General features: G+C 67.4%; 22 protein-coding genes. 7 read left to right on the top strand and 15 right to left on the bottom strand.

From position 1 onward, the window contains the following. Positions 1-130: 130 nt before the first annotated feature. The gene (locus tag J5M86_RS04235) at positions 131-1,927 is read left to right on the top strand and encodes a glycosyltransferase family 2 protein (protein ID WP_188061481.1); all 1,797 of its coding nucleotides are present in this window, start codon (positions 131-133) and stop codon (positions 1,925-1,927) included. A gap of 62 nt (positions 1,928-1,989) precedes the next feature. Continuing rightward, a complete protein-coding gene (locus J5M86_RS04230) occupies positions 1,990-4,059 on the top strand; it encodes a glycosyltransferase family 2 protein (RefSeq protein ID WP_188061482.1) in 2,070 nt (689 codons plus the stop codon). Between the two features lie 80 nt (positions 4,060-4,139). Here the strand turns inward: J5M86_RS04230 and J5M86_RS04225 are convergent, their stop codons facing one another. Both J5M86_RS04225 and pseB read right to left on the bottom strand, forming a co-directional pair. Beyond that, entirely contained in the window at positions 4,140-5,267 is a 1,128-nt protein-coding gene (locus J5M86_RS04225) for a DegT/DnrJ/EryC1/StrS aminotransferase family protein (protein ID WP_188061483.1), read from the bottom strand. Continuing rightward, positions 5,267-6,256 (bottom strand): UDP-N-acetylglucosamine 4,6-dehydratase (inverting), encoded by a 990-nt coding sequence (gene pseB, locus J5M86_RS04220; RefSeq protein ID WP_188061484.1) that lies wholly within the window; start codon positions 6,254-6,256, stop codon positions 5,267-5,269. Before pseB ends, J5M86_RS04225 begins: the two co-directional genes overlap by 1 nt. A 197-nt stretch (positions 6,257-6,453) precedes the next feature. Between pseB and J5M86_RS04215 the strand changes: the two genes are divergently transcribed. Further along, on the top strand, positions 6,454-7,449 hold the full coding sequence (locus tag J5M86_RS04215) for a PseG/SpsG family protein (RefSeq protein WP_188061485.1): 996 nt from the start codon (positions 6,454-6,456) through the stop codon (positions 7,447-7,449). A gap of 79 nt (positions 7,450-7,528) precedes the next feature. On the opposite strand, the gene J5M86_RS04210 is transcribed toward J5M86_RS04215, so the two are convergent. Then, positions 7,529-8,305, bottom strand: a complete 777-nt coding sequence (locus J5M86_RS04210; protein WP_188061486.1) for an SDR family NAD(P)-dependent oxidoreductase — start codon at positions 8,303-8,305, stop codon at positions 7,529-7,531. Continuing rightward, positions 8,302-9,945, bottom strand: coding sequence for an aldo/keto reductase (locus J5M86_RS04205; RefSeq protein WP_188061487.1), 1,644 nt, complete (start codon positions 9,943-9,945; stop codon positions 8,302-8,304). Before J5M86_RS04205 ends, J5M86_RS04210 begins: the two co-directional genes overlap by 4 nt. An 87-nt stretch (positions 9,946-10,032) precedes the next feature. Between J5M86_RS04205 and J5M86_RS04200 the strand changes: the two genes are divergently transcribed. Next, positions 10,033-10,653 (top strand): TIGR03089 family protein, encoded by a 621-nt coding sequence (locus J5M86_RS04200; protein ID WP_188061488.1) that lies wholly within the window; start codon positions 10,033-10,035, stop codon positions 10,651-10,653. Here J5M86_RS04200 and J5M86_RS04195 read toward each other — a convergent pair whose 3' ends face one another. Genes J5M86_RS04195 through J5M86_RS04185 form a run of 3 tightly spaced genes read right to left on the bottom strand, consistent with a single transcriptional unit; the run spans position 10,654 to position 13,507 of the window. Continuing rightward, a complete protein-coding gene (locus J5M86_RS04195; protein WP_188061489.1) occupies positions 10,654-11,646 on the bottom strand; it encodes an ABC transporter ATP-binding protein in 993 nt (330 codons plus the stop codon). It lies immediately after the preceding gene. Between the two features lies 1 nt (position 11,647). Then, a complete protein-coding gene (locus J5M86_RS04190; RefSeq protein ID WP_188061490.1) occupies positions 11,648-12,481 on the bottom strand; it encodes an ABC transporter permease in 834 nt (277 codons plus the stop codon). 12 nt (positions 12,482-12,493) lie between these two features. Then, complete coding sequence (locus J5M86_RS04185; protein WP_370587365.1) at positions 12,494-13,507, bottom strand: glycosyltransferase family 2 protein; 1,014 nt, start codon at positions 13,505-13,507, stop codon at positions 12,494-12,496. 594 nt (positions 13,508-14,101) lie between these two features. Between J5M86_RS04185 and J5M86_RS04180 the strand changes: the two genes are divergently transcribed. Beyond that, positions 14,102-15,034: an LCP family protein gene (locus J5M86_RS04180; RefSeq protein ID WP_244328476.1), complete on the top strand. Its 933-nt coding sequence runs from the start codon at positions 14,102-14,104 to the stop codon at positions 15,032-15,034. Between the two features lie 101 nt (positions 15,035-15,135). Here J5M86_RS04180 and J5M86_RS04175 read toward each other — a convergent pair whose 3' ends face one another. Further along, positions 15,136-16,302 carry an acyl-CoA dehydrogenase family protein gene (locus tag J5M86_RS04175; RefSeq protein ID WP_188061498.1) on the bottom strand — a complete coding sequence of 389 codons (1,167 nt, stop codon included), beginning with the start codon at positions 16,300-16,302 and terminating at the stop codon, positions 15,136-15,138. Positions 16,303-16,383: 81 nt separating this feature from the next. Then, entirely contained in the window at positions 16,384-17,388 is a 1,005-nt protein-coding gene (locus J5M86_RS04170; RefSeq protein ID WP_188061658.1) for an LLM class F420-dependent oxidoreductase, read from the bottom strand. Between the two features lie 104 nt (positions 17,389-17,492). Here J5M86_RS04170 and J5M86_RS04165 point away from each other — a divergent pair, with 104 nt between their 5' ends. After that, a complete protein-coding gene (locus J5M86_RS04165; RefSeq protein WP_188061499.1) occupies positions 17,493-18,674 on the top strand; it encodes a nucleotide sugar dehydrogenase in 1,182 nt (393 codons plus the stop codon). 52 nt (positions 18,675-18,726) lie between these two features. On the opposite strand, the gene purE is transcribed toward J5M86_RS04165, so the two are convergent. Together purE and J5M86_RS04155 are read right to left on the bottom strand one after the other, a co-directional pair. After that, on the bottom strand, positions 18,727-19,254 hold the full coding sequence (gene purE / locus J5M86_RS04160) for a 5-(carboxyamino)imidazole ribonucleotide mutase (protein WP_188061500.1): 528 nt from the start codon (positions 19,252-19,254) through the stop codon (positions 18,727-18,729). After that, positions 19,251-20,417 (bottom strand): 5-(carboxyamino)imidazole ribonucleotide synthase, encoded by a 1,167-nt coding sequence (locus tag J5M86_RS04155; protein ID WP_188061501.1) that lies wholly within the window; start codon positions 20,415-20,417, stop codon positions 19,251-19,253. Before J5M86_RS04155 ends, purE begins: the two co-directional genes overlap by 4 nt. A 41-nt stretch (positions 20,418-20,458) precedes the next feature. Between J5M86_RS04155 and J5M86_RS04150 the strand changes: the two genes are divergently transcribed. After that, on the top strand, positions 20,459-21,004 hold the full coding sequence (locus J5M86_RS04150; protein WP_244328475.1) for a GtrA family protein: 546 nt from the start codon (positions 20,459-20,461) through the stop codon (positions 21,002-21,004). Here the strand turns inward: J5M86_RS04150 and J5M86_RS04145 are convergent. Genes J5M86_RS04145 through J5M86_RS04130 form a run of 4 tightly spaced genes read right to left on the bottom strand, consistent with a single transcriptional unit; the run spans position 20,998 to position 25,245 of the window. Then, positions 20,998-21,963: a sensor histidine kinase KdpD gene (locus tag J5M86_RS04145; protein WP_244328474.1), complete on the bottom strand. Its 966-nt coding sequence runs from the start codon at positions 21,961-21,963 to the stop codon at positions 20,998-21,000. The genes J5M86_RS04150 and J5M86_RS04145 overlap by 7 nt on opposite strands. 6 nt (positions 21,964-21,969) lie before the next feature. After that, complete coding sequence (locus J5M86_RS04140) at positions 21,970-22,644, bottom strand: response regulator transcription factor (RefSeq protein WP_188061502.1); 675 nt, start codon at positions 22,642-22,644, stop codon at positions 21,970-21,972. A gap of 17 nt (positions 22,645-22,661) precedes the next feature. Next, positions 22,662-23,441, bottom strand: a complete 780-nt coding sequence (locus J5M86_RS04135) for an enoyl-CoA hydratase/isomerase family protein (protein WP_188061503.1) — start codon at positions 23,439-23,441, stop codon at positions 22,662-22,664. Between the two features lie 4 nt (positions 23,442-23,445). After that, the gene (locus J5M86_RS04130) at positions 23,446-25,245 is read right to left on the bottom strand and encodes a biotin--[acetyl-CoA-carboxylase] ligase (RefSeq protein ID WP_188061504.1); all 1,800 of its coding nucleotides are present in this window, start codon (positions 25,243-25,245) and stop codon (positions 23,446-23,448) included. Positions 25,246-25,252 lie beyond the last annotated feature (7 nt).

Raw genomic sequence — 25,252 nt, 5'->3', positions numbered from 1 at the left:
GAAGTGCTGTCAGGTCGCCAGCGAGATTAGCAGTGACCGGCCCGTTCACCGGCCACCCAGCGCCGGGCCCGCGCTCGCGTAGACTCCGACCGGCCCGTTGGCCCGCCAGCACCGATTCGAGGGAGGTCGGATGGATCCGCTGATCAGCGCGATCGTCCCGTTCTACAACGTCGAGGAATTCTTCGACGACTGCCTGCGCACCATTTCGCGGCAGACCTACGACCGGTTCGAATGCCTCCTGGTGGACGACGGCTCCCCCGACGGTTCCGCCCTCATCGCGCAGCAGTGGGCCGAGCGCGACAGCCGGTTCAAGATCATCACCCAGGAGAACAAGGGCCTGGGCGCCGCCCGTAACACAGGCACGGACGCGGCCGCCGGCGACTACCTGATGTACCTCGACAGCGACGACCTGATCGCTCCCAGGGCCTTCGAGCAACTGGTCACCAGCCTCGAGCAGTCGGGTTCCGACTTCGCCGCCGCACACATCTGGCGCCTGCCGCTGACCCGACCGATCGAACCCTCGTCCGCGCATGCCGAGCCGTTCGGTGAGCGCCGTCAGCGCACGTCCATCCGGGAGATTCCGCTGCTCATGCGAGACCGCATGGCGTGGAACAAACTGTGGCGTCGCAGCTTCTGGGAGGACGGCGAATTCGCTTGGCCCGAAATGAAGTTCGAGGACTTCCCGGTCACGATGCGGGCTCATCTCGAGGCCGAGGCGGTCGACACCCTGCCCGACCCGATCTACGTCTGGCGCGAGCGCCCGGTCGGCCAGTCGATCTCGGGCCAGGGCAAAGACCTCAGCAATGTGCAGGACCGCGTGAAGGCCGCCTTCATGGTGCTCGACACCGTCGATGAACTCGCCACCCCCGAGGTGCGCGAACTCGTCCACTCCCACCTGATCGACGTCGATCTGCGTGAGGTCATGGGTTCGCTCGTGCACGCCGACGCCGAGCACCAGCCGGCCATCGAACAGCTCGCCCACGAGTTGGCCCAGCGCGTCGACCCGGCCGGTGTGGGCCTGGCCCGCCCCGAACTGCAGCGCGCCTACCAGGCTGCCCGGGAGAACGACACCAAGACGCTGCTGGAGATCTCGCGCAAGCGCGCCGGTCTCGGCCACCCACCGCGCTCGAAGGCCGACCTGGCCCGCCGCGCCCCGAGCGCTCTGGCGGAGCGCGCCCAGAAGCTCGCCGCGAAGGCGTCAACCCACCGTCCGCGCGCCGGGCGCCTGGTTGACTCCCGGCTCAGCCTGGGGGAAATGGTCTACCGCGTCGAGATTCCGCTCAACGAACGCGCTCGCGAACGCGCGGAGGTCAGCGCCACCCTCGGCGGCCAGGAGATGAAGGTGAAGTCGCAGATCACCCCGACCGGGCTGATCTGTGATCTGAGCATCGACACCCTGCCCGTGGCGACCAAGGGCGGTTTCCAGCCGCTGGAGATCGATGTGAAGGCCGGCCCCCTGCACTACGGCGGTCACGTGACCGCGACCGGTGATCAACTCGCCGGTCTCCACCGCGCCGGCTACTGGGTGCAGGGCAAGGTGACGCACGGACGCTTCGGCGTCGAACGCAAGCGCCGCGTCGTGCTCATCGAGCAGGTGCGCCTGAGCGGCACCGACCTGCTGCTGCACCTGTCGGTGCCCAGCGGCACGCTGGTCATCGAACAACCCTGGCCGAGCACCGGCGTTGAGGTGCAGGTGCACGACCACCGGGCGGTCATCCATCTCGACCAGGTGATCCCGTCGGATCCGGCCGACAACCCGCACACGGACATCGCCTCCCGACGTCTGCAGTTGCGGACACTCACCGGCGATGAGCCGATTCGCTTGGCCAGCAAGGGAATTCGCGCAAATGTGTGCGGTCGTGACGTCGAGCTGCTCGGCGCTCTCGACGGCACCGCGTTCCTCGCCCACCGTCCGCGCAAGAGCTGAGCTGTCTTGCCAGCCCGCCTCTCCCCCGGCTCCATCCGCCCGCACGCTGCAGAAGGTCTCGTATGACTGAGCTCGCCCACCGCCCGCTGCTGAGCGTGGTCGTCCCGTTCTACAACGTCGGCGCCTACATCGGCGACTGTTTGGAGTCGATCCGCACGCAACTGCTGACCGACATCGAGGTGATCCTCGTCGACGACGGCGGCAGCGACAACTCGATCGATGTCGCTCGTGAGTTCGTGGCCAAGGACGACCGCTTCACCCTGGTGAGCCAGGAGAACCAGGGCCTGGGCCCGGCTCGTAACACCGGCACCGCCCACGCGACCGGCAAGTACATCACCTTCGTCGACAGCGACGACCTCATCGCGCCACGCGCCTACACCTCGATGGTGGGCTCGCTGGAGGAGACGGGTTCGGCTTTCGCGGCAGGCAATGCGATGCGGTTCAGTTCGCACAAGGGCGCTTACCAGTCGTGGACGCACCGCTCCCCGTTCCGCCAGACGCGCATCGCCACCACGATCAACAAGACCCCGGAGCTCATGCGCGACCGGATGATCTGGAACAAGGTCTACCGGCGCTCCTTCTGGGACGCCGGCGGCTACGAGTTCCCGGCGATCCGCTACGAGGACTACATGGTGACGCTGCGGGCCTACCTGGAGGCGCCGGCGGTCGACATCCTCTCCGAGCATGTCTACTTCTGGCGCGACCGCGAGTCGGGCGACTCCATCACCCAACAGGCGGCCCGCGCCGACAATGCCCGCGACCGTTATCTGTCGGCGGCAATGGTGCTCGACGTCCTCGCCGACCACGCCGCCAGCAAGGACGTGCGCGACCGCGTCCACGCCTATTTCGTGCACATCGACCTCGTCGCCCTCGCCGAGTCGATGGTGTGCGTGCCGGAGGAGGATCGCGGCGCTGCCGAGCAGATGGCCCTCGACCTCGCGCGCAAGCTCGACCCGACGGTCACCGGCGAAACGACACGGTTGGCACGTCTGGTGCATCGCAGTCTGCTGGACGGCGACCTGCCGATGGTGCGCCATCTGGCGCGCTGGCGGCTGTCGGGCGACACCAGGACTTTCGCCAAGAACCTCGCCCGACACCCGCGGCCACAGGTGGTGCCGACCGCCCTCGGTGCGGTGATCAGCCGCCGCAAGCCGCAGAGCCCGCTCAAGGCCCGCCGACTCAAGAGCAAGCTCACCAGCGCCGAGTGGGACGAGCAGTCGCTGAAGCTGGAGATCTCCACGACCATCCGTCGCCAGATCGCCGAACGGGCAACGGTGACCGGTGAGCTCATGTGGGGCGACACGCACCACACCGCGGTGCCGGTCACCTCGAAGGTCGAGGGCAACAGCATCCGCATCACCATGGTGATCGACCAGGCCACGATGCGATCTTTCGGTGAAGACTGGAAGATGGCGAATGTCGTCCTGCAGTTGCGGATCGGCACGCTGAAGTGGCGCGGACAGGTGCGCCTCGACGCCGACCTGCTGCCGGGCATCCGCCAGATGTCGGACGGCTACTGGATCCAGCCGCGCGGTATCGGGTGGTACCTCGGGCTGCAGCGTCTGAAGACGCCGACCGTCATCGATCGGGTCGAGATCGACGGCGACACTCTCCGGCTCTATCCAGCGGTCGGTCGCCTCGACACGCCGATCTCGCTGCGCCGCCCCGCTCCGAGTCCGCAACTGGAGTTCGAACTCAACAATGGCGAGGCCAAGGTGCTCGCCTCCTTGCTGGTCGAGGACGACCCGGCCGACAACCTCGTCACCAAGGTCGCCGAGCGATGCCTGGTGCAGGTGCTGCCCACCGGCATGCCACCGCTTTGGCGCTACGGGAAACGCTCCCCCGACGCCGACCCGCTGCCGGAATGGGCGCAGGAGTACGACGAGTACGTCTACCTCGCCGGGCCCCCGGCCACGACCGTCATCGGCGACAAACTCGTGACGATCGGCCGCGGCTGGTACGGAATGTTGGTCGTCCGGCAGCAGCCACTGGTCGCCAAGGCGCCGACGGCGGACGCGGAGGACCAACCCTCCGAGCTCGATCAGGAGGACGCCGAACTCGCCGAGGTGGGCGGCGACCCCAGCGAGGGTGTGCTGCCTCCAGCAGCCGCACCCGACCAGGCCGAGATCTGATCCGGCCTGCTCCACACGAACAAACGGTTCAGCCCCAGCGCAGTGCGCTGGGGCTGAACCGTTTGTTCAGGAGGCGGCCGTCAGGCGCCGAGGAAGCCTCGCACCAACTGGATCACCTGGTCGACCTGGGAGTCGGTGAGGTCGGGGAACATCGGCAGGCTGATCTCCTGCTCCGAGTAGGCCTCGGCGACCGGGAGGCTGCCCTTGCGATGGCCGAGGTCCTGGAACAACGGCTGGTGGTGCACCGGGATGTAGTTGACCTGCACGCCGATGCCGCCGTCCCGCAGATGGTCGAAGAGCTGGCGTCGGCGACCGTCCTGGATGCGCAGCGGGTACAGGTGCCACATCGGCGAGGCGCCCTCGCGGTGCCCGGGAAGGATGAGTTCGTCAATGCCGGCGAGGCCTTCGTTGTAGCGATCGGTGATCGCCTGCCGACGCAGCTTGAACTGCTCGAGCCGCTTCAGCTGACTCGACCCCAGTGCCGCGAGCACATCGGGCAGCCGGTAGTTGAGCCCGAGCGAGGTGACCTCGTAATACCAGCCACCGTGCACGTCCATGAGTTCGGGCTTGCGCTCGTAACCGATGCCCTTGAACAGCCGTGCCCGGTCGACGAGGTGGGCGTGGGGTGCCACGACCGCGCCGCCTTCGGCGGTGGTGAGGTTCTTGGTCGGGAAGAAGGAGAACGTGGTGATGTCGGCCAGCGAACCCACCGGCACACCGTCGAGCGAACCGGCGATGCTGTGGGCGGCGTCCTCCAGCAGGAGCGCACCGTTGTCGTGCGCCAACTGCTTCAGTGCCGGCGCGTCGATCGGGTGACCGGCGTAGTCGACGCCGGCGATCACCTTGGTACGATCGGTGATCTTTTCGGCGACCGAAGCGGGGTCGAGGTTGCCGGTGTCAGCGCTGACATCGGCGAAGACGATCTCGGCGCCCTGCCACATCGCGCACGTGGCCGTGGCGAAAAAGGTCAGCGGCGTGGTGATCACCTGGTCGCCCGGCTGCAACTGCAACGCACCGTAGGCGGTGTGCAGCGCAGCGGTGCCCGAGGTGACCGACACCGCGCGGTGCGGCACTCCGGCGATGGTTGCGATTTCGTCCTCGAAGGCGTCGACGGCAGGACCGGTGGTCAGCCAGTCGCCGCGCAGCACCGCGGCGACTGCTTCGATGTCGCTCTCGTCGATCGATTGACGGCCGTAGGGCAGAACCATCAGATGCCGGACTCCAGCATCTCGCGCAGTTCGTCGGCGCCGATCCAGATGTCGTTCTTGTCAGAAGCACAGTGGAAGCCCTCGGGCACCGGCACGGCGTCCTTCGGCGGCTCGTACCCCCAGGTGGCGAACTCCGGCTGCAGGATGTAGTACTTGCCATCCATCACGATGACCGCACGGCGACCCTCTTCCTCGGAGATCATCTCCTCATGCAGCTTCTCGCCCGGGCGCAGACCGATGTCGTGCATCTTCGCGCCGGGCGCGACGGCCTGGGCGAGATCGGTGACCATGTGTGACGGGATGTGCGGGACGACCAATTCGCCGCCCTGCATCATGTCGAAAGTGTCGAGCACCATCTGAACCGCGTCGGGCAGGGTGATCAAGAATCGGGTGCAGCGCAGATCGGTGATCGGCAGCGACTCCCCCGCCTCGTGGAGGGCGCGGAACTTGGGGATGATCGAGCCACGGGAGCCGGTGACATTGCCGTAGCGCACGACGGCGAAGCGGGTCGGGTAGGCGGCGGCGTAGTGGTTGCCGAGGATGAACAGCTTGTCGGCGGTGAGCTTGGTGGCGCCGTAGAGGTTGATCGGGCTGGACGCCTTGTCGGTGGAGAGCGCCACGACCTTCTGCACGCCGGCGTCGATGCTCGCCTCGATGACGTTCTGGCTGCCCAGCACGTTGGTCTTCACGAACTCGTGCGGGTTGTACTCACCGGTGTCGACCTGCTTCAGCGCAGCCGCGTGCACCACGTAGTCGATGCCGTGCATCGCACGGCGTAGGCGGTCGAGATCGCGCACATCGCCGATGAACCAACGCAGGCGGGGGTCGTCGCCGAACAGCTGGCGGGCCTCCCACTGCTTGAGCTCGTCGCGCGAGTAGATCACCACGCGCTTGGGGTCTTCCTGCTCCAGCAGACGCTTGATGAACGCCTTGCCGAACGAACCGGTGCCACCGGTCACCAGGATGGACGAACCCTGAAGAATGCTCACGTGATGACTCCCGTGCGTCGCGTGTGATGTGTCAGCGCCCGGGACCGATCGCGCGACACCGTGAGAGGTCGACGAGAACACCGGACGACCGGGCAGTTCAGGCTAGCATCGAGCCGCCGATCGACCGCGCCGACACGGCTGCTTTGGCGGCACCGGCGCACCTCGTTCCGAAGGCAGTCGCGCACTCGAGGAGAGCGATGTCACATCCGCAGGTCGGCCTTCGGGTCGAAGCCCACCCCGCCACCGGAGTCGGGCACGCCGTCCGACTGCTCGCGCTCTCCCAGGAGCTCCTTGCCCGCGGCGCGTCGGCCACTGTCTTCGGTGAACTCGACGTGCCCTGGGTCGCCCGCGACTTCGCTGCTGCTGGAATCGCGCTGCGCCCGGCAGACGAAATCACCGACGCCGCGCTGAGCCACGCGGTGATCGACGGCTACGACATCCCGGCAACCGTGGGCACTGCCCTTCGAGCACGCGGCGTGCGGGTGCTGGCCATGGTCGACGGGCCGTTCGGTGCGCAGCAGGAGGCCGATGTCTACGTCGACCAGAACTACGGCGCTCGCCCTCGCCTCGTCGATGTCGGACAACTCGCCCTGGCCGGCGTGGAGTGCGCGCTGTTCCGGGACGAGGTCTTGCGCGCCCGCTCCCCCAGACCCCGCCTGGAAGTGCCCCGGCTCCTGGTCGTCTTCGGTGGGTCCGACCCGTACGCGGCGTGCCCGGAACTCGCGGCGCTGGCGTTGCGCACGTCCCATCCGGTCGAGGTGATCGCCGTCGCGGCAACCGACGCGATCGCAGAACGGCTCGTCGGCCTGGATCTCGGCGAAGGTCAGACCGTGGAGATCGTCCGCAATCCACCGGACCTCCCGGCGCTGGCCAGCACGTGCACCGCCGCGATCAGCGCCGCGGGGTCGACCATCTGGGAACTGCTCTGCCTCGGTGTGCCAACGGCGAGCGTGTGCGTGGTCGACAACCAGGAACAGGGCTATGCCGCCACGAACGACGCAGGCCTCACCGTGCCGGGCGGGCGCCTGCCCCATTTGCGCGGAGAGGACGCCGGGACCGAGCAGCAGATCGCGACGGATTCGATCAGGGCCCTGCTCACGGACACCGACCTGCGCGCCGCGATGGCCGTCCGCGGTCAGGCACTCGTGGACGGTCGCGGCCGCGAACGCGTTGCGGACGCCCTGCTGAGTTGACCCCGCACCTGGCAAATCGGCGTGAGTTCGTGGGGTTCGCAACGCCGACGAACCCCACAAGCTCACGCCGATTTCAGATCTAGCGAGCCGTCCAGCCGCCGTCGACCACGATGTTGGCGCCGGTGACGAACCGGGAGTGGGGCGAGGCCAGGAAGAGCAGCGCCGTCTTGATGTCTTCGGGGGCACCGACCGTGCCGGTGAGCGTGTGGTCCTTCAGCGCCTGGACGAACTCACCGTTGGCCTGCGCAGCGAGCGCCGGGAAGGGCCCCGGGGTGATCGCGTTGACCCGGATGCCCTCCGGACCCAATTCCGCTGCAGCGTAACGCGATAGCTGCAGCAGAGCAGCTTTGGCGGCGCCGTAGAAGGGCGGGTTGCGGCCCTCCTCGGTGGCGTACATCGTCATGTCGGGCGCGACCAGGCCGTACATGGAGGCGACGTTGATGACCGCCGGTGAGCCCCCGGCAGCCACGGACGCTGCGAGGCCGGCGCGAGCAGCAGTCATACCGCGCCAGGCCGCTTTGACGGCGAGCTCGAAGGCCTCGTCGAAGTTGTCGTCCGTTGCCGTGCGCATCGAACCACCGCGGCCGACATGGGCGTTGTTGACCAGCACGTCGATGCGGGGCAGTGATTCCAGCAGGGCCGGCCAGGCGTTGGTGGTGACATCGATCGCATGCAACTGCACTCGTGGCGAATCGGCCAACTCCCCCAGCGCGTCGCGCAGTCGGGTGGTGTCGCGGCCGAGGGCGTGCACCGTGGCACCGGCGTCGTGCAAGGCATCGACCATTGCCGCACCGAGCCAACCGGAGGCTCCGGTCAGCACTGCGGTCGCGTCGTCCAGCCGGAACAAATCTGTCACCACTCCACCTTCCATGTGCTCGGGTCGACCAGCGTCGGACTGCCGGCGGGAATTGCTTCGTCCACGATGGCGATCTCCTTCGCCGTCAGCGGTGCCCGGGCCAGCAGCATCGCCTGGTCACGCACTTGGTCGGTGCTCTCGGCGCCCAGGACGACGGAGGTGACGAAGTCGTGGCCGCGCACGTACGCCAGGGCCAGGTCGGCCGCCGATGCACGGCCGAGTTGCTGCACCAGTGCCGGGAGCCGGTCGCGCAGCAACTCAATGTCATCGGACACATTCGCCGGCCAGCGGCCAGCTTCGGGCACGGCGAGCAGACCTTGCAGGAAGACGCTGCGCACGGTGACGATGACGTCCGGGCGCGCGGCGAGCGCCTGCTGCACCTGCGGTGCCGTCCACCGGCGGTCGAGCAGGTTGAACGGCAGTTGCACGTATCCCAGGCGCGGATCGGCCAGCGCTTCGAGGAGTTCTTCAGGCGTGGCCAGCGAGGCACCGATGACCGTGCACAGACCTTCGGCGCGGGTCTGGTCGAGGGCATCGGCGACGGCGCCGCCGGCCTTGTTCCAGTCAGCCCAACGGTGCAGCAGGATCGCGGCCACCGAACCCGAGCGCAGCAGTCGCAGCGATTCCTGCACCGAGGCGTTGACGGCGTCGCGTGCCGCTGCGGGTGAGTCGTCGGGCGTGAGGTCGTCCAGCGGGCGCACCTTGGTGACCACGCCGATGCGCTCGGACAATCCGTGCGCCAGTGAGTTGCCGATGCGGGCCTCGCTCTCGCCGTACGCCCGCGCGGTGTCGACATGGGTCGCGCCGGACGCCGCGGCGACGGCCAAGATGCGGGATGCACCGAGCGCGTCGGGTTGGCCCACCCGGTTCGCGGCCCCGTAGACGACACCGAGTTGCACTGCCCCGAGCACCCACGGCCCCTGCTCGATGGCATTACCGCGCGCTCCGGCGAGGGGCTCCGGCAAAGCGCCGCCGGCGTCCGCCCATGCCCGCAGCAGGTCGCGCCACGGGGCGGCCACGGCGTCCGGCACGGCGCCGAGCGCGGTCGCGGCGACGACGTAGTCCTGCAGGGTGTCAATCGTGCACCGCACCCGCAGCGGATCGCCCGCGCTGAGGCGTGGCACGAAATCCAGGTCATTGGTGTGACGCCGGATCCACGGCGTCACGTGCTCACGGTCGAAGGAGGACGTCGTCTCGGCCGCTGCTTGCCGCAGCAGCCCGACCCGGATCACCTCGGCGCCCACGCCGTAGATGTCGGCCATCGTCACCCGGATGTAGTCCTCACCGGCGGTGTTCATGGTGTCGATGAGTTCGCCGAGGAATTCCCCGTCCGGCACCGCGTTATCACCGGTCAGTCGCACTACTAGGTCGTCGTCGTCCATGTCGGCGGTGGCAGCGACGAAGCGGCCGAGCGGGTCGTGCAGCGACCCGCGGAAGACGGTGATGCCCGCGGCCTCGACCGCTTGCGCCAGGACGTCGTCGTCGGACTGGTCGCTGGTGGCCACGACCACTGGCAGACCGGCATTTCCTGCTCGTCGCGCCGCGAGGACGACGGCCGGCATCCCGGCGAGGGTCAGCATCGCCTTGCCGGGCAACCGCGTGGACGACAGGCGTGACTGGATGATGACCCGAACGGACATGTGCACGAACTTAGCGAGCCACGCGCTCGCGACCCTCCCGACCCGCCGCTGTCAGATCGGTCACGCCGGCATATCTAGGCTGACAGCATGCGTCCAGACCAGCTCCTGCCCCGCCTGACCGCTGCCGACCCGACCCGACCGGTGATCACGTCCTACGACGACGCCACCGGTGAGCGGGTCGAACTCTCGGCCAAGGTCATCTCGATGTGGGCGGCCAAGGCTGCGCACTGGTTGCTCGATGAGATGGACATCGCACCCGGCGATCGGGTAGCGCTCGACTTCCCTGCCGCGCACTGGCGTTCGGTCTACTGGGCCCTGGGCGTATGGGCAGTGGGCGGGCAGGTGTGCGTCGGCGCAGGCGACAACGTCGAGGCGACAGTAGGCACCCGCGAGGGCGACCTCGTCGAACCCGAGGCGGCGCTCGGCGCCAGCGAGCTGACCAGCTTCCCCGACCAGTTCAGTGCTTTCGTACCGGCGGCACCGTCCGAATTGGCGCTCGATGACATCACCTACGGCGAACTCCTGACCGAAACCGGCGGAGCCGGACGCCTGATGCTCATCGACCTCCCGATCAAGGGCACCGTGCTGCACACAGCACAAGTTCTGTCCGCGGGAGGTTCCGTGGTGCTGGTGCGCAACGAGAACCCTCAGACGCGGACGCCCCGCATCGAGACGGAGGCAGTCGACGGACCGGTGCTCGAGGGCTGATCAGCCCTTGCGGCGCGCTTCATCGCGCTGCAGTCGGCGCCGGATGCGCTCGTCGACACGCTGAGCTTTGGTGTTGGCGAACTGTTCGGGGCTGGGCGGACGTCGCTCGTCACCGAGCAGGTCGTCGTAGTAGAGGTCGACAACGTCCTCGATCGGACCGTCGGCAGCCAGGCCGCCGCCGCGCAGGTACAACCCGCGGGTGCAGAAGCGCAGCAGGTCGCCGTCGGAGTGCGACACCAGGAACAACGTGCGGCCCTGGTCAAGCAGGTTTTCCATCCGGTCGTAGCACTTGGCCCGGAAGGCGGCGTCGCCGACGGCGAGCACCTCGTCGACCAGGATGATCGGCTCGTCGAGCGTGGTGATCACCGCGAAACCGAGCCGCACCTGCATGCCGGAACTGAAGTGGCGGTAGGGCACGTCGAGGCCATCGCGCACGGCCGGGCCGGCGAAGTCGACGATCTCGTCGAAGCGCTCGTCGACCTCCTCGGTGCTCATGCCGTGCAGACCGGCGGTGAGGTAGATGTTCTCCCGCGCCGAGAGGTCACCGATGAACCCGCCGGTGAGTTCGATCAACGGAGCGACACCTTCGGTGATCTGGGCCTTCCCCTCGTCGGGGATGAGCGTGCCCGCAATCAGCTTCAGCAGCGTCGACTTGCCGCCACCGTTTCCGCCGACCAGGCCGACAGCCTCGCCCCGGCCGACGGTGAAGTTGATGTCCCGCAGCGCCCAGAAGGTCTCGCGGTTGTGCGCACTCTTTCCGGTGAAGACCAGTTCACGCAGCGACAGGTTGCGCTTGCGTCCGCGGAGGAACTTGATACCCAGGCCGTCGACGGTGATCACCGGCTGACCCTTCGGGGTCTCCCACTCGATCGAGTCGTCGATTACCGGGAAGTTGTAGTCGTCCCAGGTGAGTTTGTTCTCGGGGTCGTACCCGGGCGGATCGTTGTCAGTGCGCTGGGGTCTCCACGTGGCCGGTACCTTCTCGACTGGCATCTCAGATCTCCTTGAGCACGGCGGGCTCGAGCTTGCGGAACACCCACATACCGAAGAACACCCACGCGATGCTGACCGCCACGGCCGCGATCCACGCGTTCCAGTCAGGCGCCGCGTTGGTCAGGAAGACCTGCCGGAACATGTCGTTGATTCCGGTGAGCGGGTTGAACTGCTGGATGGTGCGGGCCCACGGAGCACGGTCGTCGAGGATCTGCGTGGAGTAGACGATCGGCGTCAAGTAGAACAACATCCGCAGGCCGATGCGCACCAGGCGGACGAAGTCGTCGACCAGCGCAGTCACCGGAGCCATCACCAGCCCGATGCCCACTGACAGCAGGAAGAGCAGGAGCGTCGCCGGAATCCAGTAGAGGAATCGCTCGGGGTGGATCTCGATCGGATTGGCGTTCTGCCCGAAGCGGAAGAAGAGCATGAAGGCGATCAGGATCGGCAACGACATCAAGAACTCGATGCCCTTGGAGATGACCAACCGGATGACCCACAGCTCACGCGGGATGTTGGTCGAACGCACCAGGAGCCGCTCGGAGTAGAGCGCGCGGGCCGATTCGTTGATCGATGCGTTGAACCAGTTCCACGGCAGCAGACCGGCCAGCAGGAAGAGCACGAACGGAGCACCCTGGCTCGTCTCGATGCCCCGCATCTGGTAGATCACGCCGAAGACGAACCAGTAGACCAGGGCCATCGCCAGCGGGTCGATGAGCGTCCACAGGTATCCGAGGACGCTGCGCGCGTAGCGCACTCGCAGGTCACGCCGGACCAGGGTCACCATGACCTTGCGGTGGTCCCAGATGCGCTGGGTGCGGGTCAACATGGACATAACCGGGCCAGCCTAGTGCGCAATCCGTGAACTACCGGAACTCTCGCCGCTCAACCGGATTCGGCTGCGCAGGAAGCCCCAACCCCACGACATGTGCATCGTGGCGAGCACCAGTGGGACGCGCACCCGTACCGAGGCCGGTTCGTCACCGGAGATGAGCATCCCGCCGACGCCGATCGCTGCGAGATAGCCGGCCGGCACCACCCACAGTGGCTTCCAGACCACGCCGCCTGCTGCGCCGGCGGCGATCGCCACCAGTGCTGTGGGCGGTGCGAGATACCGGGCGTTGATCGACCCCTCGTGCGTGCGCGCGACGACCCGTCGCCACTGGCCGTACTCGTAGTACTGGCGCGCCAGCCTGCGGACGGTGGGACGCGGACGGTAGGCCACCCGCATCGCGGGGGTGAACCACACCAGCCCGCCCTCCTGCCGGATGCGGTAGTTCATCTCCCAGTCCTGGGCGCGGCTGAAGCGGGAGTCGTATCCGCCGACGCGGTCGAGCCACGATGTGCGGAACACGCCGAGGTAAACGGTGTCGGCCGGGCCGGCCTCTCCGCCGAGCTTGAACTTCACCCCGCCGACGCCGATCTTGCTCTTCATCGCGACGGCGACAGCCTTCTCGAAGGGCGTGCGGCCGACGGCGTCCATGATGCCGCCGACATTCGCCGCACCGGTCTCCTGCAGGGTGCGGGCGGCGGTCAGCAGGTAGTCAGGCGACAACACGCCGTGGCCGTCGACGCGGCACACGATGTCGTAGCGAGCGTGGGCGATTCCGGCGTTCAACGCCTCAGGCGTGCGACCGCTCGGGTTGGGCACCAGGCGCACCCGCTCGTCCTGGTCGGCGAGGGCGCGGGCTACCTCGTCGGTGCGATCGGTGGAGGGCCCGAGAGCAAGGATGACCTCGATCGGGCCATGCCATTCCTGCTGGAGCACGGCATTCACCGATTCGGCGAGATACGGCTCCTCGTTGAGGATCGGCATCACCACCGACATTCCCTGGAGGTTGTCGGAATCGGTGGCTGGCACGCGCACAGGCTACAGGCCAAACACATGTTGCACGGTTACCCTTGCGCGGTGCCTGACGACGAACCGATGACCTTCGACACCCGCCCCGGGGCGCCTCGTCGACCGCGCGGACGCCGACCTCAGGACGAATCGCGCGCGATGCCGCAAGGCACGCCGCGTTCTGATCCCCGGCAGGGCACGCCGCGCCCGGGCCCGACGCAGGGAACTCCGCGTCCGAACCCGCAGCAAGGTCGCCCCCAGAGCCGTCCCGCGCAGGGTCAGGGCCGGCCTCGACCTGGCGCGTTTCGACCTGGCCCGAACGACAGCGCACGGCGTCCCGGACCCGACCAGACCCAGGTGATGCCGGCCAACAGGCCTGGTCAGCGTCCGCAGAGCGCGCAGACTCCGCGTGACGTGCGCGACGCGACCCAGCGCATACCGGTCGCCGGTGCGGGCCGACCGAACGACCCGCGCCGCCCCGGTGCACGCGACCCGAGAGGTTCCGCTCCAAACCGCGGTGGCAACGGCGCTCCGCCCCCGAGGCCGCGCAACGCTGGTGGCCCACCGAACGGAAATGGCGAGGCTCCCAAGCGGCGTCGCCGCTGGCGGCGTTGGGTGATCATCCCGCTGGTCATCATCGCGCTCTGGATGGGCTCCCTACTGTGGGCGGCCAACAGCGCATGGAACAACGTGCAGAAGCTGGACGCCCTGCCTACCGCTGATCGACCCGCTGCGGGCAAGGGCAAGAACTACGTGCTCGTCGGCTCCGACTCCCGCGCCGGGCTCAGTAGCGAGGAGGCCAAGCGCCTCGGCACAGGCGGATCGACCATCGAGGGCAAGCGCACCGACTCGATCATGGTGTTGCACATGTCCGACAGCGGCGCTGACACGTTGTTGTCGATTCCCCGCGACAGCTGGGTCGAGGTGCCGGGACACCGCAACAACAAGATCAACGCCTCGTACGCGCTCGGCGGACCGCAGTTGCTCATCGCCACGCTGGAGAAGGCGACCAACCTGCGCATCGACGGCTACATGGAGATCGGCTTCGGCGGTTTCGCGAATGTCGTGGACGCCGTGGGTGGGGTTCGCATGTGTCTCGACAAGCCGATGAACGACGAGAAAGCACACATCGACCTTCCGGCCGGTTGCCAGAACCTCGACGGCAAGAATGCGCTGGGCTACGTGCGCGCCCGCTACTCCGACCCGCTGGGTGACCTCGGCCGCGTGAAGCGTCAGCGGGAGTTCTTGTCGGCGCTCATGAGCAAGGTCGCCTCGCCCGGCAACCTGCTCGTGCCGTGGAAGCTCAAGGGCGTCGGTGAGTCCGGGGCTCAGGGTCTCGCGGTCGACAAGGACATGGGTCCGATCACCGCGGTCAAGCTGGCGTGGGCGCTGAAGAGCGTCACGTCCTCCGGCCAGTCGGTGCAGGTGCCGGTGGCCAACAGCGCCTACCCCACCTACGCCGGTGAGGCCGTGCTCTGGGACGAAGCGAAGTCCAAGGACCTCTTCGACGCCCTGCGCAACGACACCTCCCCCAACGTCGCCCCCTGAGTCCAGACATCGAGTGGCCGGGCTGTGAACGGGTGGCCGGGGTATAGCCCGGCCACCGGTTCACAGCCCGGCCACTCGATGGTTTGTTTTGGGGCGGCGGATCAGCCGCGCAGCAGCGAGCGCGCCATCACCATGCGCTGGATCTGGTTGGTGCCCTCGTAGATCTGGGTGATCTTGGCGTCGCGCATCATGCGCTCGACCGGGTGGTCGACCACGTAACCGGCACCACCGAGCAGCTGCACGGCGTCGGTGGTCACCTCCATCGCGACGTCCGAGGCGTAGCACTTGGCCGCTGCACCGAAGAAGGGCAGATCGGCGTCGCCGCGCTCCGACTTCGCGGCTGCCACGTAGACCATCTGGCGAGCAGCCTCGAGCTTCATGGCCATGTCGGCCAGCATGAACTGCAGGCCCTGGAACTGCGCGATCTCCTTGCCGAACTGCTTGCGCTCCTTGACATAGCCGAGGGCGTAGTCGAGTGCGCCCTGGGCGATGCCGACGGCCTGCGCACCGATCGTGACGCGCGTGTGGTCGAGGGTGCGCAGGGCGATCTTCAGCCCCTCACCCTCGCTGCCGACCATGCGGTCGGCCGGAATGCGGCAGTTGTCGAAATGCAGCTCACGGGTGGGAGAGCCCTTGATGCCGAGCTTGCGCTCCTTCTCCCCGAAGCCGAAGCCCTCGTCGTCCTTCTCCACCACGAACGCGGTGATGTTGCGGCCGCGTTCGCCGTCGGGGTCGGTGACAGCTAGCACGGTGTAGAACTGCGAGACACCGGCGTTGGTGATCCACGACTTCTGGCCGTTGAGGATGAAGTGGTCGCCGTCCTTCTTGGCGCGGCACTTCATGGACGCGGTGTCCGAGCCCGCCTCACGCTCGGACAGGCCATAGGAGAACATCGCCTCCCCGCGCGCGACCGGCGGGAGGTACTTGCTCTTGACCTCTTCGGAGGCTCCCAGGATCACCGGCATCGAGCCCAGCTTGTTGACCGCCGGGATGAGCGAGCTGGACGCGCACGCCCGGGCGACCTCCTCGATCACGATGCAGGTGGCCAGGGCGTCGGCGCCAACGCCGTCGTACTCCTCGGCGATGTGCGGGGCGTGGAAGTCGGAGGCGACCAGTGCGTCCAGCGCAGCCTGAGGGAACTCGCTCTTCTCGTCCACCTCCGCTGCGTGCGGGGCGATCTTGGCGTCAGCCACCGCCCGGACGGCCTCGCGCAGGGCCTCGTGGTCCTCGGAGATCTTGAACAGGTCGAAGTCAGTGTTTCCGCTCACGAGCGATCATCCTACTTTCGGGTATTCCGGGTCTTCGCATGAGTTTGCTGGATCACCTGCACCGGTTCCACACCGGGTGGCTCACGAGGCGAACGCGGGAATGACCTCGCGCTCGAACAATTCGATGCTGCTGCGGTCGTACGCGGCGTCGGCGAAGTAGGTGATGGCGTAGGTCATACCCAGCGCCTCAAGCTCACGCAGTTTGCCGACGATCTGGTCGGGTGTACCCACCAACGGCTGGTGGCGCAGGTTGTCGGCCATCTCCTGACCACGCTGCTCTCCCAGCACCTTGCCGAGGTGATCGGCGTACCACGCCAGCTTGTCGTCGACCTGCGCTGCGTTCGCCCCGATCACCGGGTTGTAGTTGGCCGAACGGGTGATCTGCTCGAAGTCGCGGCCCACCTTCTCGCAGTGGCCCTTCAACACACCACTTTTGTACCGGAAGCCGTCCGGAGTGCCGTCGAAGTTGGTGTAATCGGCGTACTGCGCAGCGATCTTCAAGGTGACCTTCTCACCACCTCCGGCAATCCACATAGGGATGCGATTGGCCGCACTGGTCGTCTGCAACGGCTGCGGGTGGCAGAGGGCGCCGTCCACTTGGTAGTGCTTGCCGGCAAGGGTGGCCGAGCCGGTCGTCCACATCTGCCGGAAGATCTCGACGCCTTCGCGCAGTCGGCCCAATCGGTCTGCGGCAGAAGGAAATCCGTAGCCGTACGCACGCCATTCGTGCTCGTACCAGCCGCCACCGATGCCCATCTCGACACGGCCGCCCGAAATGACGTCCGCGGTCGCGGCGACCTTGGCCAGATAGGCCGGATCGCGATAACTCATGCAGGTGCACATCTGTCCCAGGCGCACCCGGGAGGTGGACGCCGCGAAGGCCGACATCAGCGTCCAGGCCTCGTGGGTGGCTTCGTTCGAGGGCTCCGGGGTGGTGTGGAAGTGGTCGTAGACCCAGATCGACTCCCAGGCGTCACCCTGGTCGACGTGCTGCGCGAGGTCGGACATCGTCTGCCACTGGCGGTGCGGGTCGATGCCCACCAGGTCGAATCGCCAACCCTGCGGAATGAAAAGTCCGAATCGCATGCGCTCTTGCTCCTTGGTCACCAGGTCGCTCACGGGCGATGTCCACATTACGGCCGGCGGTGTCGCCGCAGCGCGCGCCGAGGTTCGCCGGTACCGTGTGCGCCATGCCCGCTGGTACTCATATCGCCGTGGTCGGCACGGGTTATGTCGGTCTCTCGGTGGCCGCACTCCTCGCCCAGCGCCACCGCGTCGTCTCCTTCGACATCGATGAGGCGCGCGTCGCCGGCCTGGAGCAGGGGCGCAGCCCCATCGTCGATGCCGAACTCCAGGAGTTGCTGCGCTCCGGTGAGCTCGATCTGGAGTTCACCACCGACAAGGAGCGGGCCTACTGCGGAGCGCGCTTCGTGGTGATCGCCACCCCGACCGATTACGACCCGAACACCAATTACTTCAACACCTCCTCGGTCGACGGTGTGATCGCCGACGTGATCGCGATCGCGCCCGAGGCAGTGATGGTGGTGAAGTCGACCATCCCCGTCGGCTATGTCCAAGAAGCGCGAGAGCGCCTGGGCACCCAGAACCTCTTGTTCTCACCAGAATTCCTGCGTGAGGGCAAAGCGCTGTACGACAACCTGCACCCCTCACGCATCGTCGTGGGCGAGAAGGGCGAACGCGGACGCGAGTTCGCGGACCTGCTCCTGGAAGCCAGCCTCGACGACGACGTCGACGTGTTGCTGACCGATCCGACCGAGGCCGAGGCGATCAAACTGTTCGCCAACACCTTCCTGGCGATGCGGGTGGCGTTCTTCAACGAGCTCGACAGTTACGCGTTGACGCATGGGCTGGACACCCGGCAGATCATCGAGGGCGTCGGGCTCGACCCCCGCATCGGCAGCCACTACAACAATCCGTCCTTCGGCTACGGCGGCTACTGCCTGCCCAAGGACACCAAGCAACTGCTGGCCAACTACCAGGACGTGCCGCAGACCCTCATCGGTGCGATCGTCGACGCCAACCGCACGCGCAAGGACTTCGTGGCCGAGGACATCATGCGCCGGGCACCGAAGGTGGTCGGCATCCACCGGCTCATCATGAAGGCCGGGTCGGACAACTTCCGCTCCAGCAGCGTCCAAGGAATCATGAAGCGGTTGAAGGCCAAAGGCGTTCAGGTCGTCGTCTACGAACCCGAGTTGGCCGACGACACCTTCTTCGGCTCACATGTCGAGCGTGACCTGGAGACGTTCAAGCAGTCGGTCGATCTGATCGTGGCCAACCGCCGCGTCGCCGAGTTGGACGACGTCGCCGACAAGGTCTACACCCGCGACATCTTCGGCATCGACTCCTGACCCGCTGCACCCTCGATCGGGGTGCGCCGCCAGTCAACTCGTCTGTGCGGACTCAGCTCAGCTGCGCCCGGAGGCGCTCACCTTTCGCGGTCGCCTGGGCCTTGAGGTCGTCCTGGAAGGCCACCATCCTCGCCCGCAGCTGCGCGGCCCGTTCGCCCTCGCCCGAGGCGATGATCCGCGCCGCCAGCAACCCCGCGTTGCGCGCCCCACCGATGGAAACGGTCGCCACCGGCACGCCGGCAGGCATCTGGACGATCGAGAGCAGGGAATCCATCCCGTCCAGGTATTTCAGGGGCACCGGGACGCCGATCACCGGCAGCGGGGTGACCGAGGCCAGCATGCCGGGCAGGTGGGCTGCTCCCCCGGCACCGGCGATGATCACCTGCAGACCACGCGCGGCTGCGTCACGGCCGTAGTCGATCATCTCGGTGGGCATGCGATGCGCCGACACCACATCGACTTCGTAGGCAATTCCGAACTCCCGCAAAGCTTCTGCTGCCGCCTGTATCACGGGCCAGTCGGAGTCGCTGCCCATGACGATGCCGACGACCGGGCCGTCGGATCCGTTGTGAGAACTCATTCGGTGACCACTCCTTGTAGATAATCGGCCGCGTGCAGGGCGCGCTCGCGCAGGTCGGCCAGATCGTCGCCGTAGACGTTCACGTGTCCGATCTTGCGCCCCGGACGCACGCCCTTGCCGTACAGATGCACCTTGAGCCCGGGGTCACGCGCCATGAGATGCCGGTAGGCCGGATACAGCTGCGGGTATTCGCCGCCCAACACATTGCCCATCACCGTCCACGGGCTGCGCGCACGGGTATCGCCAAGTGGGAGATCGAGCACGGCGCGCAGATGTTGTTCGAACTGGCTGGTGACCGAGCCGTCCATCGTCCAGTGGCCGCTGTTGTGCGGTCGCATCGCGAGTTCGTTGACGACGTAGCTGCCGCCCGCCAGTTCGAAGACCTCCACCGCCATGACCCCGGTGACATCGAGCTCGGCAGCAATCGTGAGTGCGTCGTTCGCCAGCCGCACGGCGAGATCTTCGGCCAGGTCGGGCGCCGGGGCGATCACTTCGGTGTTGATGCCGCCGCTCTGGACGGTGTGCGCAATGGGCCACACCGCGGCCTGACCGGAGGGACTGCGCGCCACCAGCACGGCGAGTTCGCGCTCGAAAGGCACCGCCTGTTCCACGAGCAGTTCCTCGCCCGGCTGCAGCGCCGACAACCAATCAGCCGCCTCGCCCGCCGAAGACACCACCAGCACGCCCTTGCCGTCATATCCACCGCGTGGGGTCTTCAGCACCACCGGCCATCCGTGCTCGGCGGCGAATCGCTCCAGGCCGTCGGCGCCCGAGATGGCCGCCCATGCAGGGCAGGGCAGGCCGAGTTCGCTCAGCCGGCGCCGCATCACCAGCTTGTCCTGGGCATGTCGCAACGCCGACGCCCTGGGGTGGGTCACGACACCGTCGGCCTCCAGGGCGGCAAGCACCGCCGGTGGCACGTGTTCGTGGTCGAAGGTCACCACGTCACAGTGCGCAGCGAACCGGCGCACCTGCTCGATGTCGGTGTGGTCGCCCACGGGGGACGAGGGAACGACCAGCGCGGCGGAGGCGTCCGAACCTTCGGCGAGCACCGACAAGGTGAGTCCGAGATTGACCGCGTAGGGGGCGCACATCCGCGCCAACTGCCCGCCGCCGATGATGCCGACCACAGGGAAACCACCGGGAGTGCGCTGGGGAGTCACGCGCCCCACGATATCCACGACCACCGAACCGGGAGGAAGCCGTGTCCACCGATTACGCTCTGCTCGTGCAGCCGACCAGCCCGAACACCATCGTCCACCGCCTGTGGCGTGAAGGGGCGAAGTTCGGCATCGTCGGCGCCGTCAGTTTCGTGGTCGACATGGGCCTGTTCAACATCCTGATCTCAGGATCGATGTCGGGCAAGGTCACCACCGCCAAGATCATCAGCGGAGCCGTCGCGACCGCCGTCGCCTGGTTGGGTAATCGCTACTGGACCTTCCGCCACCGCCGCAACCGCCCGGTGCACCACGAGGTCGGGCTCTTCTTCCTGGTCAACGGCATCGCCCTCGGCATTTCGGCGCTGTGGGTGGCCTTCACCCACTACGTGCTGCACCTCGAAGGCTCACTCTGGCTCAACATCAACGCCTTCATCGGCATTGGGCTCGGCACGTTGTTCCGCTTCTGGACCTACCGCCGCTTCGTCTTCGCAGCTGAACTGGACGAGGACGAGACGCCCCTCACCACCACGCCCACGCACTCGGCGGCGGGTGAGACCCCCACGCCTGACGGGGACGTCGTCCGTTACTGATCGGATTGCACGCCGGCCGACAGGAACAACGCGAAGACGGCCGGACGCGCACTGCGTAGCTCGAGGCGGCCGCCGGCTGAGTCGGCGAGATCGCGCGCAAGGCCGAGTCCGAGACCGGTGCCCCCAGTCGACATCCGCCGTTCGAACACCTTCGCGGCGATCGCCGGGTCGACGCCGGCCCCACGGTCACTCACCTCGACGACCACCGAGGGCCCACTGTGTCGTGCCCTGACTTCGACCGTGCCGGAGCCGTGCTGGAGTGCATTCTCGAAGAGCGTCGCCAAGATCTGCGACAGCGCGCTCCGGGTCACCTGCACCCACAGGCCTCGCTCGCCGCTGACCAGCACCGAACGGCGGGCGTCGGCGAAGGCCGGCTGGAATTCCCGTTGCAGTGCGGCGATGACCGAGTCGAGCGAGGTGCTCGGCAGTTCACCGGTCGGCCCCCTTCGTGCCCGCTGCAGCAGTTCGTCCACCACCCCGGTCAGTCGTTCCACCTGGGCGATACCCACCCGCGCCTCCTCGCGAGCGGTCGGCAGGTCGTCGGCCATCGCGATCTCCTCCAGCCGCATGAGCAGGGCGGTGAGCGGGGTACGCAACTGGTGACTGGCGTCCGAGGCGAATTCGCGCTCGGCGGCCAGCGACCTGGTGAGTTCGCCGGTGCGACGCTCGAAAACCTGCGAGATGCGCTTCAGTTCGTCAATGTCGGTCTGCAACGGCTGGAAGATCGCCGAACCATCACCCACCAGTTCGGCCTGCGCGGCCAGTTGCCCGATGGGATCAGCGATCTCCCGGGCAAGACGGCGTGCGAGCGCGAAACCGATCGCCCCGGCAATCACACACAGCAGGACGATCCCGAGCCGACGCCACCACCCGACGGCGAACAGGACGGCCGGCACGGCGACGATCACCAAGACCAGGCCGATCGAGACGTACGCCTGACGAACCAGCTTGTTCCGCAACGGTTTTCAGACCTCGTCGGACGACTCGAAGCGGAAACCGACGCCTCGGATGGTGGTGATGAACTTCGGATCGGACGCGTCGTCGCCCAGCTTTCGCCGCAGCACCGACACATGCATGTCGAGGGTCTTGGTCGACCCCAGCCAGGTGGTGTCCCAGACCTCGCGCATGAGCTGTTCACGCGAGACCACCTTGCCCTGCTCACGCACCAGCACCCGGAGCAGATCGAATTCCTTCACGGTCAGTTGGAGTTCATCGCCGCCGCAGAACGCGCGGCGCGCCTCCGTGTCGATCCGTACGACGGGTCCGGTCGCGAGTTCGGGAGGGGAACGGCGCAACAACGCCCGGGCGCGCGCGAGCAGTTCGGCGAGGCGGAAGGGTTTGGTGACGTAGTCGTCTGCCCCTGCGTCGAGCCCGACGACGGTGTCGACCTCGTCCGCGCGCGCGGTCAGGATCAGTACCGGCACCGAGTAACCCTCGGAGCGCAGGGTGCGGCACACCTCAAGACCGTCCATTTCAGGAAGGCCGAGGTCGAGGATCACCAGGTCGGGATTCTCCCGCGCACCGCTCAGGGCCGATCTGCCGTCCTCGTGGATATCGACCTCGTAACCCTCCCTGCGAAGCGCACGCGCGAGCGGTTCGGAGATCGCGGCGTCGTCTTCCGCCAGTAGGACTCGGGTCATGGAGGGGATGCTAGCCCTCACGCCCCCGGCCACTGCGGGCTGCGCTTCTCGGCGAAGGCACGCACGCCCTCGGCCCGGTCGGGCGAGAACGCCGTAGCCCGCCAGCACGCGTCCTCGATCTCGAGACCCGCTGCAAGATCCGTGCCGGAGCCCAAGCGCATGGCCTTCTTGGCATTGCGCAGACCGACCGGTGAATTGGCCGCGATGACCGTGGCGAGCTCGAAGGCACGCTCGCGGGCGGTGCTGGCAGCCACCAACTCCTCGACGAAACCCCACTCCTTGGCCTCCTCGGCGCTGAACTTCTGCGCCGAGAAGATGGCGCGGCTGGCCTTGCCCCAACCGATGCGGCGGACGAGGAGCTGCGTGCCGCCACCGCCGGGAATGACCCCGACGGACACCTCGGGCAGCCCGATCGTGGCAGCTTGCCCCGCTATCACGATGTCGCACGAGAGCGCGATCTCGGCGCCTCCGCCCAGGGCGAAACCGTCGACCGCGGCGATCGTCGGCGCCGGCAGATCGAGGACGCCGGTGTAGGCGCGCCGAGCGATCGGCCGCTGCGCCACCAGGTCGGCGTCGCTGAAGGAGTTGCGTTCCTTCAGGTCGGCGCCCACGCAGAAGGCCTTCGGGTGCGAACTGGTGACGACGATGCAGCGCACACTCGGGTCGGCGGCGAGTTCACCGGTGGCGTCAGCGAGCGCCTGGGCCATCGCGGTGGAGATGGCGTTCATGGCCTCGGGTCGATCGAGCACGAGTTCGGCGACAAAGCCTTCGTCGCCGTGTCGTTCGATCCTGATCATTGCCTCACTCCTCGTGGATGGTGCTGTAGCCGCGACGCAGACTCACCGCGCACGGGTGGACCTCACCGACTCCTTGCAGCACGGTCGGACCGATCTCGAAGACCTGCAGGTCGTCCCGGTCACGCAACTCGGCGGCGACGTCCTCGTCGACGAGCATCTCGCCGGGTGCCGCTGTGGAGGTGAGCCGGCTGGCGCGGTTGACGGTGTTTCCGTAGATGTCACCTTGACGGGCGAGCACCCGACCGGTGGCCACGCCGACCCGCAGGCGCGGGATCAACGGGTCGCGCTCGACGGCGGCGAGCAGGTCAAAGCCGATCTGCACCGCGCCCTCGACCGTGCGATGGGTGAAGAGCACCTCGTCCCCGACCGTCTTGACCACTGCCCCATCGGCCTGGGCGACGACGTCGGAAACGATCGTCTCGAACCGAGTTACCAGCAGCGCCAGATCACGTTCGCTCATCGAGCGGATGAGATGGCTGAAATTAACCAGGTCGGCGAAACCGACGGTGCGCACCACGCCGACGTGCGACTCGGGTTGCGCATCGGCGACCATGCGGGCGATGGCATTGGAGACCGCCCGTCGGGTCACGTAATCGACCAGCGGTGTCATCCGGTCGGCCACCTCGACGGTGCGCTCGGCGACCTCGGCGGCGCGCTCCCGGTCCATCTCGAAGCCTTCGTCGACCAGCAGCATGTCGCTGATGAGTTGCAGCATCCACATCGACATCCGGTCGGTGCTGCGGCCCACCGCCCGCGCAATACCGATGGCCGTGGCTTCGTTGATCAGCCCGTCGCGCACCATGGCCGTCATACCGCGTACGGCCTCGACGTCTTGTCGGTTGAAGACGACGTCCTCGTCGCGCGCGTTGGCGAATCCCATGGCCCGCCAGAGCCTTCGAGGAAACTCGGCGTCGACGCCGGCGAGCCGGCCGACGTCCGCACGACGCAGCGAGCGCGGGTTGCCCAGTAGCCGCTCCTCCATCTGGTCGACGAATCGGGAACTCTCCGTGGGACGTTCCTGGTTGGGGGCCGTTTCCTTGGGACGCACGTGGACGACGTCGCCGACGGCATGCGGCACGCGCTCGCCGTCCTGCTCGATCACCAGGCGTCCGATCTCGTCGATGTCGACGGCCTCGCCCTCGACCGGCGCATCGCGCTCGGTGGTGACCCGCACGACCTGCCCCAGGGTGACGCACCCGGTGCGGTACTCACCGTCGAGATCGCTTGTGTGCCAGACCCTTTCGATGGTGACCAGTTCGGCGAGAAGGTGCTCGATCAGCACCTCGCGGTGCACGAACACGTCGTTGAGCATCAGCGAGGTGGCGCTGTCGACCGGCAGTTGCTCCTTGGTCTGCCAGACGTTCAGCCCGATGCCGACCACCACCACCGGTTCGGCACCGTGTGTGGCTTCGCAGAGGATGCCGCCCACCTTCAGCCAGCCATCGCGCGTGCGCACCAGGACGTCGTTGGGCCACTTCAGACCGACGTCGAGGTCGGTGAGGCGCAGCAGAGCGCGGCGTACGGCCACTCCGACCAGCAGCGGCACCCAGCCCCACCGGGTGGTCTCGCGGGGCAGGGGAAGCGAAGCCGACAGCGCGATGCTCGTGCCTTCGGGAGCCTCCCACTGGCGATCGAGACGGCCCCTGCCGGAGGACTGGTAGTTGGCGGTGACCACCCGCCACGGCTTCGGATCACCGGTCAGCACGGCATTGGTGGAGTCGACCGAGCCGAGAATGTCCACCTGCCGCCAGGGCGGTGACGGCACGCGGCCCCGAATCGACTCGGACTCCAGGACGGGCGCCATGGACACA

The sequence above is a fragment of the Yimella sp. cx-51 genome (assembly GCF_017654605.1).
Taxonomy (GTDB): Bacteria; Actinomycetota; Actinomycetes; order Actinomycetales; family Dermatophilaceae; genus Yimella.
The sequence above is the reverse complement of the archived record's forward strand: the minus strand, read 5'-3'. Positions and strand labels throughout refer to the sequence as shown.